This is a genomic window from Flavobacterium sp. FPG59 (genome assembly GCF_002150205.1).
Classification (GTDB): Bacteria; Bacteroidota; Bacteroidia; order Flavobacteriales; family Flavobacteriaceae; genus Flavobacterium.
In genome coordinates, this window is sequence record NZ_MTCA01000063.1 from 1 (window position 1) to 15,826 (window position 15,826).

Annotated in this window: 11 protein-coding genes; 8 read left to right on the forward strand and 3 right to left on the reverse strand. The window is 32.6% G+C overall.

The features are described 5' to 3' along the window. The coding region (locus tag FPG59_RS07790) for an NADP-dependent glyceraldehyde-3-phosphate dehydrogenase (protein ID WP_086454052.1) at window positions 1-1,574 on the reverse strand (1,574 nt) is incomplete at its 3' end. Between the two features lie 50 nt (window positions 1,575-1,624). After that, window positions 1,625-1,936, reverse strand: a complete 312-nt coding sequence (locus tag FPG59_RS07795) for a rhodanese-like domain-containing protein (RefSeq protein WP_086454053.1) — start codon at window positions 1,934-1,936, stop codon at window positions 1,625-1,627. Window positions 1,937-2,198: 262 nt separating this feature from the next. Here FPG59_RS07795 and FPG59_RS07800 point away from each other — a divergent pair, with 262 nt between their 5' ends. The 4 genes from FPG59_RS07800 to FPG59_RS07815 all read left to right on the forward strand — a co-directional run bounded on the left by FPG59_RS07800 (window position 2,199) and on the right by FPG59_RS07815 (window position 6,064). Continuing rightward, window positions 2,199-2,828, forward strand: coding sequence for a Crp/Fnr family transcriptional regulator (locus FPG59_RS07800; RefSeq protein WP_086454054.1), 630 nt, complete (start codon window positions 2,199-2,201; stop codon window positions 2,826-2,828). A gap of 39 nt (window positions 2,829-2,867) precedes the next feature. Continuing rightward, window positions 2,868-3,659 carry a sulfite exporter TauE/SafE family protein gene (locus FPG59_RS07805; protein ID WP_086454055.1) on the forward strand — a complete coding sequence of 264 codons (792 nt, stop codon included), beginning with the start codon at window positions 2,868-2,870 and terminating at the stop codon, window positions 3,657-3,659. A gap of 74 nt (window positions 3,660-3,733) precedes the next feature. Continuing rightward, window positions 3,734-5,149: a rhodanese-like domain-containing protein gene (locus tag FPG59_RS07810; protein ID WP_086454056.1), complete on the forward strand. Its 1,416-nt coding sequence runs from the start codon at window positions 3,734-3,736 to the stop codon at window positions 5,147-5,149. Window positions 5,150-5,224: 75 nt separating this feature from the next. After that, window positions 5,225-6,064 (forward strand): methyltransferase domain-containing protein, encoded by an 840-nt coding sequence (locus FPG59_RS07815; RefSeq protein WP_086454057.1) that lies wholly within the window; start codon window positions 5,225-5,227, stop codon window positions 6,062-6,064. 103 nt (window positions 6,065-6,167) lie between these two features. Here FPG59_RS07815 and FPG59_RS07820 read toward each other — a convergent pair whose 3' ends face one another. Next, window positions 6,168-12,206: a PAS domain S-box protein gene (locus FPG59_RS07820; RefSeq protein ID WP_086454058.1), complete on the reverse strand. Its 6,039-nt coding sequence runs from the start codon at window positions 12,204-12,206 to the stop codon at window positions 6,168-6,170. A gap of 268 nt (window positions 12,207-12,474) precedes the next feature. Between FPG59_RS07820 and FPG59_RS07825 the strand changes: the two genes are divergently transcribed. The 4 genes from FPG59_RS07825 to FPG59_RS07840 all read left to right on the forward strand — a co-directional run bounded on the left by FPG59_RS07825 (window position 12,475) and on the right by FPG59_RS07840 (window position 15,785). Next, window positions 12,475-12,930 carry a MarR family winged helix-turn-helix transcriptional regulator gene (locus FPG59_RS07825; RefSeq protein WP_086454059.1) on the forward strand — a complete coding sequence of 152 codons (456 nt, stop codon included), beginning with the start codon at window positions 12,475-12,477 and terminating at the stop codon, window positions 12,928-12,930. 12 nt (window positions 12,931-12,942) lie between these two features. Next, the gene (locus FPG59_RS07830; protein WP_086454060.1) at window positions 12,943-13,575 is read left to right on the forward strand and encodes an NAD(P)H-dependent oxidoreductase; all 633 of its coding nucleotides are present in this window, start codon (window positions 12,943-12,945) and stop codon (window positions 13,573-13,575) included. Between the two features lie 30 nt (window positions 13,576-13,605). After that, window positions 13,606-14,175 (forward strand): YceI family protein, encoded by a 570-nt coding sequence (locus FPG59_RS07835; protein ID WP_086454061.1) that lies wholly within the window; start codon window positions 13,606-13,608, stop codon window positions 14,173-14,175. A 341-nt stretch (window positions 14,176-14,516) separates the two neighbouring features. Beyond that, on the forward strand, window positions 14,517-15,785 hold the full coding sequence (locus FPG59_RS07840; protein WP_086454062.1) for a hypothetical protein: 1,269 nt from the start codon (window positions 14,517-14,519) through the stop codon (window positions 15,783-15,785). Window positions 15,786-15,826 lie beyond the last annotated feature (41 nt).

Below are 15,826 nucleotides of genomic sequence, written 5' to 3' on the forward strand. Positions count from 1 at the left end.
GTATAATCAGTGTTCACAAAATTTGACTCTTTACTATTTAATAATGCTTGTAATATTTCATTATTATACTCATTATCCTTTGAGGCAACAAAGGTTCTAATGGAGAACGAGCGCAACGCATCATGAATACTCAAAGTACCCACCGCAGAATCCTTACGACCTGTAAACGGATACACATCAGGACCTCTTTGGCAAGAACTATTCAAATTTACTCTACATACTAAATTTACCAAACTATCAATTAATGGTGCAATGGTTTTAATATCCCTACCAAATAAACTTACTTGCTGACCATAATTAGACTCAGCCATATCGTTCAATGGCTCTTGAATATCCTTGAAAGTCATCACAGGAACAACTGGACCAAATTGCTCTTCATGGTACACTCGCATTTCTTTATTCACCGGAAACAATACTGCTGGGAAAATATAATTTGGCATATGCTCACCCCCTTTTTCATTGAGGATAGTAGCACCATTTTTAATTGCATCATCAATTAACTCCTGTATGTAAGCAGGCTTTTCCTTTTCTGGCAAAGGAGTTAACATTACCCCGTTGTCCCAAGGATTCCCAAAAGCGAGAGCATCAACTTTGGCAGCAAACCTAGTGTTAAATTCATCAGCAATACTTTCATGAACATATATTATTTTTAATGCTGTACAACGCTGTCCATTAAAGGATAATGTACCCGCTATACATTCTTGAATCGTCAAATCAAGATCAGCATCTGGTAAAATAATGGCTGGGTTTTTTGCTTCAAGTCCTAATATTAATCGCAATCTGTTTTTGTTTGGATGCTGATCCTGAAGTGCTATAGCTGATTTACTATTCCCTATCAACGCCAGAATATCCACTTTCCCAGATTTCATAATTGGCGAAGCTACTTCACGACCTCTACCGTAAATGATATTGATGGCACCTTTTGGAAAACTATTTCTAAAAGCTTCTAACAAGGGCGAAATTAAAAGAACTCCATGTTTTGCTGGCTTAAAAATTACAGAATTACCCATAATCAATGCAGGAATTAGCAATGAAAAAGTTTCGTTTAATGGATAATTATAAGGTCCTAAACACAATACTACCCCTAACGGCCCACGACGCACCATGGCATTTACACCTTGACTTTTAGTAAATCGGGATGAATTTCTATCTAATAATTTATAATCTTCAATAGTATCATAAATGTATTCCACGGTTCTATCAAACTCTTTTTCAGAATCTGGTAGTGACTTGCCTATTTCCCACATTAAATATTTCACTACTTCGGCACGAGTAGTTTTCATTTGCTTGACAAAATTTGTCATGCACTTGATACGATCCGATACTTTCATGGTTGGCCATAGTCCTTGGCCATTGTTGTAGGCATTACTTGCTGCTTGTACCGCTTCATTTGCTTCCTCTTCACCCATAAATGGAATTGACCCCAGAATAGTAGGTCCATATTCATGAGTAGAAGAAATGGTTGAGAAAACGGCTGTAGTTTGTCCCTCCCACTTTTTTAATTCACCATCAACAAGATAGGTGTCTTGATTTAATAAACTTTTAATCTGATATTCTTCGGGAATCACATTCATTTTTTAAGGTTTTAAAATTAGAAACTAGCAAGCGCATGCCATTCAAAAAATTAAGGCGTTACTACCGCTCCTTCCCAATCTAAAATACCTCCTAATAAATTATAGGTATTCTCAAAACCCAACTGATTCATTATTTCGCAAGCTTTAGCACTACGCATACCAGACCTGCAATAAACATAATATTTTTTATCTCTGTCTAAAGCTTCAATGGCAGTTACAAAATCTTGTCCTCTGTGAATATCAATATTTATGGCATTAGCTATAAAACCATCATTGAATTCATCTTCAGTTCTTACGTCTAAAATTACTGTATTTTCGTCGGCCTCATATTGAGAAACCCACTCTTCTTGTGTTAAATTCATAGTGTTCTTTTTTGTAAAAATACGATGTTTTTATCAAACAATTATTGAATTAATTGTTAATTAGATATTAATCCTAAGAAAACGATTGCGTAAAATATTCATAATCAAATCAATAAACCAAACTTTTTAAAGCCTATAAAATCTATAGGAATATTGATTTTAATAATCTGTTAATGAGTATTTTAATCTTAATATTCTCTTGAAAACTATGGATATTTTTTGCGTTTAGATTACCTTTATAAAAAATATATAATCCTAAAAAATGATTGACTCCCTAAAAAAAATTTTCCAATCCTTCTCAACTGATTTAGTTCAAGAAATAGAAAAAAATGCAGTCATACAAACGTATCCAGCGGGATCTGTAATTATGAGAACGGGGCAGTATATAAAAAGTACCGTACTGGTTATTCAAGGAAAAATAAAAATTTATAGAGAGGATGAAAATGGAGGAGAATTTTTCATGTATTATTTACAACCAGGACAAGCTTGTGCTATTTCTATGATTTGTGCTACTAAAAATGAAAAAAGTCAAATTATGGCCCTTGTTGTTGAAGATGTTGAACTAGTTATGATTCCGTTGCCATTGATGGATAAATGGATGATGCAACACCGAAGCTGGTACGAATTTGTTATTGATACTTACAGAAGCCGATTTGAAGAAGTTCTTGAAGTGATTGACAGCATTGCCTTTAGAGCTATGGATGAACGATTAGAATTTTATTTGCAACGCAACGCTACTTCTTGCGGATGTAAAGAGCTTAAACTATCGCATCAAGAAATAGCATCTGATTTAAATACCTCAAGAGAAGTAATTTCTAGATTGTTAAAAAAAATGGAACAAAGAGGAATTGTGTTGCTTCATCGTAATAATATTGAACTACTTTCTAAATAATTTTACAGGAGAATAGTTTACTCTTCAATACCTCTATTTATGGAAATTATTGGTTATATAGCGTCTATCATAATTGGAATTTCACTGGGATTAATTGGTGGTGGTGGCTCCATACTTACTATACCTATCTTAGTGTACCTTTTTAAAATAGACCCTGAAATTGCAACAAGTTACTCCCTTTTTATTGTGGGCGTTACGGCATTATTTGGCTGCATTAGTCATTACAAAATGGGTAATTTAAAAATCAAATCGGCATTGTATTTTGCCATACCATCAGTAATGTCAATATTAATAATTCGTGAAGTAATATTCCCTAACATAGCCTCAACCCTATTTACGATTGCTTCTTACCAAGTTTCAAAAAATGTTCTAATTATGTCTGTTTTTTCGGTTTTAATGATTGCATCGGCTTTAGCCATGATAAGAAAATCTAAACCAGTAGTAATAGCTTCAACTAAAACTAATTATCTACAGCTGAGTGGCATTGGATTTCTCATCGGGATTGTAACAGGATTTCTGGGAGCTGGTGGAGGATTTTTAATTATACCTGCTCTTTTATTTTTTGCAAATTTACCTATGAAACAAGCAGTAGGAACCTCGTTATTAATAATTTTCATCAATTCCAGTATTGGTTTTGGTGGAGATCTATACATTGGTACACCCATAAATTATACAATTCTTTTTTTAATATCGGGAATGGCCTTCATAGGAATGATCATTGGTTTGCAGCTTTCAAAAAAAATAGATGGAGCACAACTAAAACCTATATTTGGATGGTTTGTTCTTGTTATGGGAATCTACATTATTACCAAAGAATTTTTCTTTAAATAAAAACTTTATGTAACAAATATCACTGTTAATACTAAAAAACAGAAGTACATTTGTACTCTAAATAAATTATAAAAATGAAAATAGAACAAATATATACAGGATGTTTAGCGCAAGGTGCTTACTATATTACTTCTAATGGTGAAGCTGCCATTATAGACCCGCTTAGAGAAACGCAGCCATATCTTGAAAGATTACAAAGAGATGGTGTAACATTGAAATACATTTTTGAAACGCATTTTCACGCTGATTTTGTTTCAGGACACTTAGATTTAAGTCGTGCTACAAATGCACCTATTGTTTATGGTCCTAATGCTACTTGCGAATTTGAATGTGTCTCTGCGGTGGATGGCCAAATTTTTACTTTAGGAAATTTGACAATCAAGGTGTTGCATACTCCAGGACACACCATGGAAAGTACTACGTTTTTACTTATTGATGAAAACGGAAAAGACCATGCCATTTTTTCTGGTGACACTTTATTCATAGGTGATGTTGGAAGACCTGATTTGGCTCAAAAAGCAGCACACATGACACAAGAACAACTTGCAGCTACTTTGTACCATTCTCTACGTGATAAAATTATGACTTTGGCTGATGATGTTATTGTGTATCCCGCACATGGAGCGGGAAGTGCTTGCGGTAAAAACATGAGTAAAGAAACCGTTTCTACCATTGGGAACCAAAAAGAAACTAATTACGCCTTAAGAGCAAACATGACCGAAGCAGAATTTATTGCAGAAGTTACAGATGGTTTATTGCCTCCACCAGCTTATTTTGGTATGAATGTAGCCATGAATAAAAAAGGGTACGATAGTTTTGAAAATGTATTGAATTTAGGAATGCGAGCACTAACTCCTAGAGAATTTGAAACTGCTGCCGAAGAAAATGGTGCATTACTTCTTGATACTCGTAAAAACGGTGTTTTTGCAAAAGGATTTATCCCGCAATCAATAAACATAGGTATAGATGGTGATTTTGCACCTTGGGTAGGTGCGCTAGTGGCTGATGTACAACAACCTATATTGATAATTTGTGAAGTAGGACAAGAAGAAGAAACAGTAACACGATTGAGTCGTGTAGGGTTTGACAATTTATTAGGCCATCTTGAAGGAGGATTTGATGCATGGGTGAATGCTGGAAATGAAATAGATACAATTAATAGAATTTCGGCAGCACAATTTGAACAAGAAGTAAAAATAGGTGAAAGCAAAATCGTTGATATAAGAAAAGAGACTGAATATAGCGCAGAGCACGTAGACGATGCTTATAATAAACCACTTGCTGCTATAAATGATTGGATTAAAGATATTGACCCAAAAGAACATTTTTACATTCATTGTGCTGGAGGATACCGCAGTATGATTGCAGCTTCTATCCTTGAAGCTCGCGGTTTTAGAAACTTTACCGAAATTGAAGGGGGATTTAACGCCATTGCAAAAACGAATATTCCCAAAACAGATTTTGTTTGCCAAAGTAAAATATTAAAATAACAATAAACTATAATCAATTGATTCATTTTGATTTATGTCAAAATGATAAATCATTTGATTTGATATAATAAAACTATGTCTGATTTAAAATGTTGCATTGTTAGCTGCGAGCAACCCATAGATGCAAATTATTGGGAATCGCAATATGTTGCACAAACTACAAAATGGGATTTGGGAACCATAGCACCACCACTTCAAGAATTTATAAATACTATAACCAATAAAGACTGTAGTATTTTGATTCCGGGTTGCGGTAATAGTTATGAGGCTGAATATCTTTTAGCAAATGGTTTTAGTAACATTACCGTTATAGATATTGCACCATCACCGGTGGCAGCCTTAACAAAAAAACATGCTAACAATCCAAACATAAAGATTATTCAAGGTGATTTTTTTACACATTCTGGTCAGTATGATTGTATTATTGAGCAAACCTTCTTTTGTGCTATTCCACCGTTTATGAGGCAAAAATACCTTTGGAAAATGCATCAGCTGCTGGCAAAAAACGGAATTTTAGCAGGACTATTTTTCAATAGAAATTTTGAAGCTGGACCTCCCTTTGGCGGAAGCCAAAAAGAATATGAAAGCCTTTTTGAAAATGCTTTCCGAATTCAAAAAATGGAAATAGCAAGAAATTCTGTTGCGCCAAGAGCAAACTCTGAGTTGTTTTTTATGTTTGAAAAAAAGACGAATGTTATTGTGAACTTGTATGAATTAAACGGAGTTACTTGCTCCACCTGTGCCAAAACAATAGAATCAAAATTAACTATAATTGAAGGTGTAGTTCAAGTTTCAATAAATACAAACTTCCAGGAAATTGTCATTGTAAGTCACTCAGTAGTGGCCATTGAAAAACTTCAAGATGCGCTTTTATATGACGCTAGTTATTCAATTGCACCACATAGTACTACCTAAAAAAATATGCATTACTATTAATATTGTAACTTAATATGTAATCAATAAAAAAGGTATTTGACTGTTCAAATACCTTTTTTATTGAGAACCTCATTGATGAAAGTTATTTTTTTAACCAAGCTTGCAAAACACGCTCTAAATCTGTTTGAATTATTGGTTTAGGAAGATAATCATTCATTCCGGCTTCAAAACATTTTTCTTTATCCCCTACCATGATTCCTGCTGTAATGGCAATGATAGGGATGTCTTGAGAGTTTTCAAATTTTCTAATCTCATCAGTGGCTTCATAACCGTTTTTATTAGGCATTTGTATGTCCATAAGAATTACATCAGGTCTTTCTTTTTCATAAAGTTCCACAGCTTCGTTACCATCTTTGGCTTCAAAAATTTGACAATTAGAAATGATTCTTTTCACTAATGTTTTAGCTAGCAACATATTGATTTTATTATCCTCAACAATTAAAACTCTCTTATCATCTAAAATACATTCCGGCAAGCTAGTTACGATATTATTTTTAGGAATAATTAGTGTGTCTAAATCATTTTTGAAACTCGCTCTTGTAAATTTGACCACAAAGTAAAAATCACTACCATCCCCATATTTACTGATCAATTCTAACTTACTATCCATTAATGCCAGCAACTGATTTGAGATAGCCAATCCTAATCCTGTACCACCAAACTTTCTATTTGTAGAATTGTCTTCTTGTACAAAGGATTTGAATATTTTTTCATTATTATAAGTTTTAATCCCAACACCAGTATCCTTAACCGAAAACTTAATTGTTGCTGATTGTTTTTTATTTTTATCAATTTGACTAATGTCCAATCTAATTTCTCCAAAATGAGTAAACTTTATTGCATTGCTTAACAAGTTTACTAAAATTTGCTTGAGTCTAACAGAGTCCGCAATGATGTATTGTGGCACTGCTTTATCAATATCAAGGATTAAGTTAATATTTTTTTTGATGGCCTGAATCTTAAACAAGTTTATTACTTGATTTGTTAGTTTAAACAGATTTACTTTTTCAAGATTCAATTCTAGTTTACCCGATTCAATTTTGGAGAAATCCAAAACATCATTTACAATATCCATTAATGAAGTAGCAGATTCATTGACAGTGGTCATATACTCCGCTTGATTTTTCTTAAGATTAGACTTCATTAATAAATGTGTAAATCCTATGATACCATTTAAGGGTGTTCTAATTTCATGACTCATATTAGCTAAGAAATCTGTCTTGGCTTTGTTTGCAGCTTCAGCTAATTCTTTAGCTTTAAGGAGTTCCATTTCAAGCACTTTTTGATCTGTTATATCCATAAAACTAATTACAATTTCATTGATATCTCCACAGTGATCAAAGTCAGGATACCCGTTTACCAAAACCCATATTGGTTCTTTTCTAGAGGTGTGAACTACACCCATCTTAAAGTTTTTTAAGGACGCTTTAGTTGAAATAATTTGGTTTACTGGATATTTCTCAACTAACAATTCATCTCCAAATTCATCATAAAGAGTAAGATTTCTATTATAAGTAGAAATGCCTTTCAACTCTTCATCTGTTAGTCCTAATAATTCATTTGCTTTTTGATTGTTTACAATAATGGAGGTATCAGGTTTGTATACCATAATTCCTGCATCAAGGTTATTCAATAATCCGCGGTATCGTTCTTCACTTTTAAAGAATGCAATATCAGATTGTTTCGCTTTAGTAATATCCCTACACAGGCAAATAAAGTGAATTTCGTTATCTAAATTTTCTTTCATTGGTGCAACCGAAAGTTCAAACCAATGTGTTTCTTGAGCTAACTCAAGAATGTATTGCTTACCCGCTGAAAATCCATCTACCGAAGCTTCATTAATAGCTTCAAGAATTATGTTTGAGGCAGATTCAGGCAGCACATCCGAAAACTTTTTATCTAAAAAATATTCTGGTGGTACAGCAAGTAAATCGTCTCTTCGGGAATGATAATTAAAAATTTTGCCATCAAGATTAATTTCAAAAAGCATATCTGGAATGGCGCCAAGTATAGCCTCCATTTTTTTGTGCATTCGCATAAACTCATCATCAATTTGTTTACGCTCACTTACATCCCTTACAATGGCTACAATCCTACCATCTACAATTTTTTTAGCGGTGATCTCTACTGCAATAGAAGCACCATTTTTGTGCAACATATTGCACTCCATCAATGTTTGATCTGTATTTATTAATTCATTGAAAATTAATTGTTTTTTGACAAGCTCATCTGTAATGTATAAATTCTTAAAGTTTTTAGTACATAATTCTTCTTTTGTAAAGCCTAGCATTTTACAAGCACTTTCATTAACTTCTAGTAATTTACCTTTGCTATTACTGATCATAATTGCATCTGAGGCTTGCTCTATCAAACTTTTATAGCGTTCTTCACTGTTTACAAGCTGCTCTTTAATATTCTTTAATTCAGTAATTTCCGTTAATGCTCCATTGAGTAGGACCGCTTTACCATCTTCATTTCTGGTTATTATACCTCTGTCAAAAAATATTCCGTAGGTTCCATCAGCTTTCATGAACCTGAACTCATCAGACCAATTATTTGTAGTTCCAGCGTATGAATCTTCTAGTTTTTTGACAACCCTATCTCTATCATCTGGATGCAGTTTTGAACGCCAAACAATCATATTATTGACACCATTTGCAACTGTGCTACCAAAACCTAACAAATCAATAAATGCTTGATTATTCCAGCTTTCACCTGTTATTAAGTTGACTTCAAAAACAGCATCATTTGTAGCTGCTGAGATCATTTCAAAACGCTCATTGGCAGCTCTAATTTTCTCTTCTGCTTTTTTAATCTCGGTAAGATCTACTCCCATCCCTACGATGCATTTTTTACCTTCGTATGAAATACATCTTGAGTTTACATAGTACGGAATTTTATTTTTAGACTTAGTAAAGAATTCAAGTTCAAAACCTTCACTATTTTTATCAGAATTGCCTTGTTTGGTATCAAATATAGATTGTATTCGGGGAGCGAGTCTCTTTTTTTGATCGTCATCAAAGAAATCAAGCGGACTCATATTCAAAATTTCTTCCTCATTGTATCCCGTTATTTCTTCAAAATTTTGGTTCCATTTTACAAATTTCCCTTTTTCATCGTAAAGATAAAAAATTCCAGGAAGGCTATTTATAACAACCTCGGAAAGCTGTTTTTCTTTTAAAATTTCAGACTCAGCAAGTTTACGCTCGGTGATATCAGTAATTGTCCCTATGTAACCTTGTATTTCATTTTTTACATTTCGCTCTGGTATAGCCTTGCCCATTACCCAAGATATTGATCCATCTGGGCGTACAAATCTATACTCAGAAAATGAAGAACTTAATTTTTTTGTATCGTTATTCCAGCGACCTGCAAGATTAACTATATCATCCGGATGCACCGCCCTAAACCATCCATTTCCTAATGCTTCTTGAAATGACAAGCCTGATAATTGACTCCAGTATGGGTTTACATACGTGGTATACCCTGTAGGGTCAGTTCTAAAAATACCGACAGGAGAAACCTCTGTTAAGGTATGGTAGCGTTGTTCACTTTCAAAAATTATTTCCTCAGCTTTTTTTCTTAATGTTTCTTTTTCAAAAATTTCAAGTGCAAAAGATATATCTTCTGTGGCCTCGATAAGTAATGTAATCTCTTCATCATCAAAAAAATTAATCTCACCAGCGTAAAATGTAATGACTCCTACTACATTTCCAAACTTCTTAATAGGGATAGCCAATAGAGATTTGTAATTTCTACCCAATGCCTCTTGTTTCCAAAGGTTCATTGAAGAATCAGTCTCAATGTTGTTGCAAACTACATGCTTTTTATCATTAACCGATCTTCCTATAGGCCCCTGACCGGCAGGAATATTTTTATTTGTAGAAATTGTCTTAATTACAGAAACATAATTTTGATGCTCCCCGGCAACCATGGCAGGAAGTACTTTTTCACTAACTGGATCAATCATACCAATCCATGCCAGCTTAAACTTACCTATTTCAACAGCAATTGTACACGCTTCTCTAAATAAAGTTTGCTCATCTGTAGTACGCACAATCATTTGATTCATTTGACTTATAAATGAATACAATCTATTGGTTTTAATGATTTTTTGTTCAGCTAGAATTCGATCAGTGATATCTGTAATAATACCATGACAAATTACAGTCCCTTCCGGTTCCAATACTGGTAATGAGTTAACTTCATGCCAAACCAAACCTTTTTGCGGGTGAAAATATCGATACTGTGTCTTGAGTGGTACTAATTTGGTTTTGGTTATTTTTATCTTATCAATAACATCATTAATATCATCTGGATGAATGCGCTCAAATAGTTTTGAAGTATCAAACTCAATATCTTCAAAATGAAATCCATAAATTTCTTGAATGGCATTACTAGCATACGTATAAGACAACGATTGGTCTTTATTTTGTCTCATGGAATATATTAAACCCGGTGAAGTTGCGGCAATTTTTTGAAATTTATTTCGTTCCTCATTTAATAATTCTTGTGCTTTTTTAGTAGATGTTACATCTCTTAAATTAATAACAATTCCACCTATATCAGGATCATGCAGTAAATTGTTTACATAGCCTTCGAGCCAGATGTAATGTCCTTTTTTGTGCTTCAATTGTAAGGAAATAAAAAAGGGCGCACTTGGTTCACTGAGTGCTTTTTTTAATAGATATGGAATTTCTTTTTGATCATCAGGATGAATAAAATTAAAAACTGAAATATTGTCGAAATCTTCATGTGACCATCCAGTAACTCTTTGTGCTGACTCGCTCCTAAAAATGATGTTTAATTTCTCATCTACTAAGGAAATGATGTCTACATTATTTTCTATTAATGCTCTAAAACGACGTTCGTTTTGAGCAATTTTATCTTCAATAGCTTTTTTTTCTGTAACATCTTTTACAAAACCTAGAAACCTATTTTCGGCAATTTTTACTGCTTCAACTTGCCAATATCGTTTAGAGCCGTCTTTTAAAATTGCTTGAATTTCTTTTTTGGCAACTCCTTTTTCAACTAAATTTTTAAATTCCCTATAATACTCCTTATGATTTTCCATTCCGGATAAATCCCCAAACTTTTTAGTGAGCAACTCTTCTCTGGAATAGCCAGAAAGCACAGTTGCAGCGTGGTTCACTTCTAGATAATTACCGTACTCATCTAAAACAAATACACCATCTGGAGCATTTTCTATGTAATTTTTAAATTTTAAATCACTTTCTCGCTGAATTAATTGTATCTGCTGAGCAACCTCAACTTTTTCACGTTTTTTAATTTCATATTCGATGCGCTTTTTTTCAGTTATATCTTGAACAGTTCCGTGAAAAGCAATTACGTTACCTGATTGGTCTACTTGCGGTGTAACTATAGCATACAGCCATTTTTCATTATTTTTAGATAGTACTACCTTTCGTTCAAAATCAAATTCCTTCTTATCAATGAGTGCTAGATTAACTTTATCAAGAAAAAAAGTAACGTCTTGGGATGAAAAAATATTCAAAAATTCCTGATATAGATCTTGACAAGGGACTTTTGTTAATTCATAAATGGTATATAATTCCTTGGACCAAAACATTTCTTTGGTGTCTAACTCATATCTCCAGCTACCCAATTTCGCAATATGTTGGGCATCATTGAGTAATTTTTCACTCTCTAATAATTGCTCTTGAATTCTTTTTATACAAGTGACGTCTCTTCCTATACCATAAGCTAGACCATGTTGATGAGAAACGGTAATAATCCATTGAATCGAAATAATCTCACCATTTTTTTTTACATAACGATTTTCAAAGTTTATTGATTCTTTTTCCGTACCAAGCCTTTTTACTTCTTTTAAACTTTTTTCAAGATCTTCAGGATGAATAAAATTTAGAAAAGGCTGTGATAAAAGTTCTTGTTCTGTGTACCCTAAAACCGCAACAAAAGCTGGATTTATTTCTTTAAAATAACAATCGGCATTAGCAACACACACAAAATCCTGTGAGCTATGAATCAATTGTTCAAAGTTTTTTTTACAAGATTCTTTTTCTATTAAGGTTTGAAGTTGTAATTCTTTTTGCTTTACTAAAATAAGCAATTCATCATAGCTGTAATTAGCCTCATTCATAAAACATTAGTATTAAAGTAAATGCTAAATATAACAAAAAAAATAATCTATTAAAAAATTAAATGATGAAACTTACATCTTAGCCGTCCAAATACTCATCTAGCTAGTTAAACAAACGATATAAAAAAACAAAACGAAAGTTTTTTGATTCCTAGTAATGCGGCTTTTACCATTTAAAAACTAAAATTTAACAAAAATTTAAAAAACATTTGTATATACAACAATAATTAATGGTATATTTGTACCAACAAATTACATATATACAAATATGAAAATTGAAGAAATATTAAAATCAACTGTTGCAATGGATAATTCAAAAAAAATTATCCTCAATATTTTGTACACACAAAATGTGATTACAGAAAATTTTAATGAAATATTAAAGCCATTTGAAATATCTAGTGAGCAATACAATGTGTTAAGAATTCTAAGAGGTCAAAAAGGAAATCCAGCAAACATGTCTGTAATTCAAGAGAGAATGCTTGCCAAAACGAGCAACACTACTCGTCTTGTAGACAAATTGCTACTAAAAGAATATGTAACTAGAAAAGTTTGTCCTGATAATCGTAGAAAAATAGAAGTTTTAATTACATCAAAAGGATTAGAGGTTTTATCAGAATTAGATCCAAAAGTAATAGCACATGAACGTTTTTTTGCTCAAAATCTAACATCCGAGGAAATTGAACAGTTAAACGCTTTATTAGAAAAATATAGAAAACAATAAATAAAAATAATTATGAGTAATTTTATAGAAAACCAGAATTGGAGATATGCAACTAAAAAATTTGATGCATCAAAAAAAATTACAGCCGAAGATTTGGCTACGCTTAAAGAAGCTATTCGTTTAACAGCATCATCTTATGGATTACAACCCTACAAAATAATCATAGTAGAGAATCCTGAATTACGTGCTCAATTACAGCCTGCTGCCTACGGACAAGCTCAAGTTGTAGATGCCTCACATTTAATTGTTTTTGCAAATGAATTAAACTTTGGTGCTGAAGGGATTGATAATTTTGCAAGAACCATGAGCGAAACTCGCGAAATTCCGTTAGAGAGTATTCAAGGGTACGTAGATTATATGAAAGGAAATATTGTAGGATTGCCAGAAGAAAGTAGAAACTTATGGTCAGCAAAACAAACCTATATTGCCTTAGGAAACTTATTAAACAGTGCAGCTGAATTGAAAATTGACGCTACTCCTATGGAAGGGTTCATCCCTGCTCAGGTTAATGAAATATTAGGACTTGATAAACTAGGTCTAAATGCAACATTACTTGCAACAATAGGATACCGCCATGAAGAAGATGCAACACAGCATTATAAAAAAGTGAGAAAATATAATGAGGATTTATTTATTACACTATAATTTTTTTAATCAATTTTAAACACACTAAAAATGAAAAACTTAAAATCAATTGCATTAGCAGCAGTAATAGCGCTAACAACAGTAACAGTAAACGCTCAAACAAAAGCAGTAGATGTATCTAAAAGTACTATCAACTGGGTTGGAAAAAAAGTAACAGGAGCACATGAAGGTACTATCAATCTTAAAAGCGGAAACCTTGTATTCAAAGGAAAAAAAGTAGCTGGAGGTTCTTTTGTTGTTGATATGACATCAATGACTGTTACTGACTTGAAAGCAGGTCAAGGAAAAGAAAAATTAGAAGGACACTTAAAAGCAGATGACTTTTTTGGAACTGATAAATTTGCAACTTCATCTTTGGTTTTCAAAAAAATAGCAAGCAAATCAGCTAACCTTTACACTGTAACTGCTGATTTAACTATAAAAGGAATTACTAAGCCTGTAACTTTTGATTTGGCTACTACTCCTAATACAGCGACTGCTAATGTTGTTGTTGACAGAACTAAATATAAAATAGAGTACAACTCAGCTAGCATCTTTAGTACTATTGGTGACAAAGCAATCAATGATGATTTCACTTTAGCTGTAAATTTGAAATTCTAATTTCAAATTAAATACCACTCTAGACCCTATCAAGCAATTGATAGGGTTTTGTATTTAAACAAGTTTCTATTATTTATTAACCGTCTCAATAGTTTAACCTTGACTCAAAATATCTTAAAATTATAATTATTAATTGATTAGAAGTAGAATTTCACTTTTAATACAAAATAAATTTAAAATAGCGCAACAAATTAAGTTAAGTTGCATAAAAATAACATACGCTGATTATTTATAATAAACTCATAATATTAAGTAGAGTCTGTCTTAACAGATCATAAGTAAATTTGGATTGTTAAAAACCTCCATATCTTATGATAACCGAACCTACAAAAACAAATATTATGAAACTAAAAATGACACTACTTTTATTACTTTCTTGTTTGTATATTAACGCGCAACAACTTAAAGGAATATTAGGAGAAGACAACTGGTTTAACAATTGGACTAATTTCAAACCCGCTAGTACTGAATATAATGAAGCAACAACGATACTAACTGGGGTTATAAGTAGTAACATGACCTTACAACGTAAAAACACCTATAGATTAATAGGCGTTGTGTACGTTACGAACAAAGCAACACTAACTATTGAGGCAGGTACCGTTATTCGTGGTGATAAAGAAAGCTGTGGAACGCTTGTAATTACAAAAGGTTCTAAAATAATGGCCGAAGGGAATGAAACTGCTCCTATTGTTTTTACTTCTAACAATAATGTTTTATCAAGAAAACCAGGTGATTGGGGTGGAATTGTAATTCTTGGTGATGCTCCTATCAATAGGATTGGCGGAATCGGTTTCTTAGATTTTAATTTAAATCAAGAAGTAAGCTATTACGGTGGAACTAATGAAGAGGACAGTTCTGGAATTTTAAAATATGTACGCATTGAATATTCTGGTAGAAAACTCAAAGAACAAAAAGAACTTAATGGATTATCACTTGCAGGAGTTGGGAATAAGACCAAACTAGAAAATATTCAAATTAGTTTTTCAAATGATGATTCTTTTGAATGTTATGGTGGGAAAGCAACATTAAACAACATAATATCATATAGAGCAACTGATGATGATTTTGATTTTACTCAAGGAGCCCAAGCTAAGATTACCAATAGTGTTGCCATAAGAGATCCTTTTTCAAGTGATGTTGCAGGCTCTAGATGCTTTGAAATAGACAATTATGATAAAATAGAAAACTGTGATTTTACTAAGAAAGCCACACAGGTAACTGCAAATAATATTACTTTATTGAACACACAAGAAAACAATCAAGGGCTTGTAAAAGAAGCAATTTATATTAAAGATAAGTGTTTTTTAACATTAGATAATAGCGTAATACATGGCTTTTCTGCAATTGCTGTTTTAGATTCAAAGATAGGATATATCAGTGAAAATCTAAATCGTGTTAGCTTTAGAGGAGTAATTGCTAATAATTGCTCTGCAAAAATAATTAGTGAAGTAGTTGGGAATAACGTTGAAATAGAAAATTGGTACAGCAACGCCTCCTTCGCATTTGACTATACAACTATACCAACTTTAGATTTTTTCATTCAACCATCATTGAAAAAAACTCCAGATTTCCGCTTAAGATCTTACACAAATTTAGCTAGTAAGTAATTCATATTAAAACCAATGCTAAGTGAAGCTACGTTTTACAT

Bases quoted from the DNA above. Each gene is read 5' to 3' on its own strand.
- FPG59_RS07825 (WP_086454059.1), top strand. From the start codon at position 12,475: ATGAAAATTGAAGAAATATTAAAATCAACTGTTGCAATGGATAATTCA.
- FPG59_RS07795 (WP_086454053.1), bottom strand. From the start codon at position 1,936: ATGAATTTAACACAAGAAGAGTGGGTTTCTCAATATGAGGCCGACGAA.
- FPG59_RS07820 (WP_086454058.1), bottom strand. From the start codon at position 12,206: ATGAATGAGGCTAATTACAGCTATGATGAATTGCTTATTTTAGTAAAG.
- FPG59_RS07815 (WP_086454057.1), top strand. From the start codon at position 5,225: ATGTCTGATTTAAAATGTTGCATTGTTAGCTGCGAGCAACCCATAGAT.
- FPG59_RS07830 (WP_086454060.1), top strand. From the start codon at position 12,943: ATGAGTAATTTTATAGAAAACCAGAATTGGAGATATGCAACTAAAAAA.
- FPG59_RS07800 (WP_086454054.1), top strand. From the start codon at position 2,199: ATGATTGACTCCCTAAAAAAAATTTTCCAATCCTTCTCAACTGATTTA.
- FPG59_RS07840 (WP_086454062.1), top strand. From the start codon at position 14,517: ATGAAACTAAAAATGACACTACTTTTATTACTTTCTTGTTTGTATATT.
- FPG59_RS07805 (WP_086454055.1), top strand. From the start codon at position 2,868: ATGGAAATTATTGGTTATATAGCGTCTATCATAATTGGAATTTCACTG.
- FPG59_RS07810 (WP_086454056.1), top strand. From the start codon at position 3,734: ATGAAAATAGAACAAATATATACAGGATGTTTAGCGCAAGGTGCTTAC.
- FPG59_RS07835 (WP_086454061.1), top strand. From the start codon at position 13,606: ATGAAAAACTTAAAATCAATTGCATTAGCAGCAGTAATAGCGCTAACA.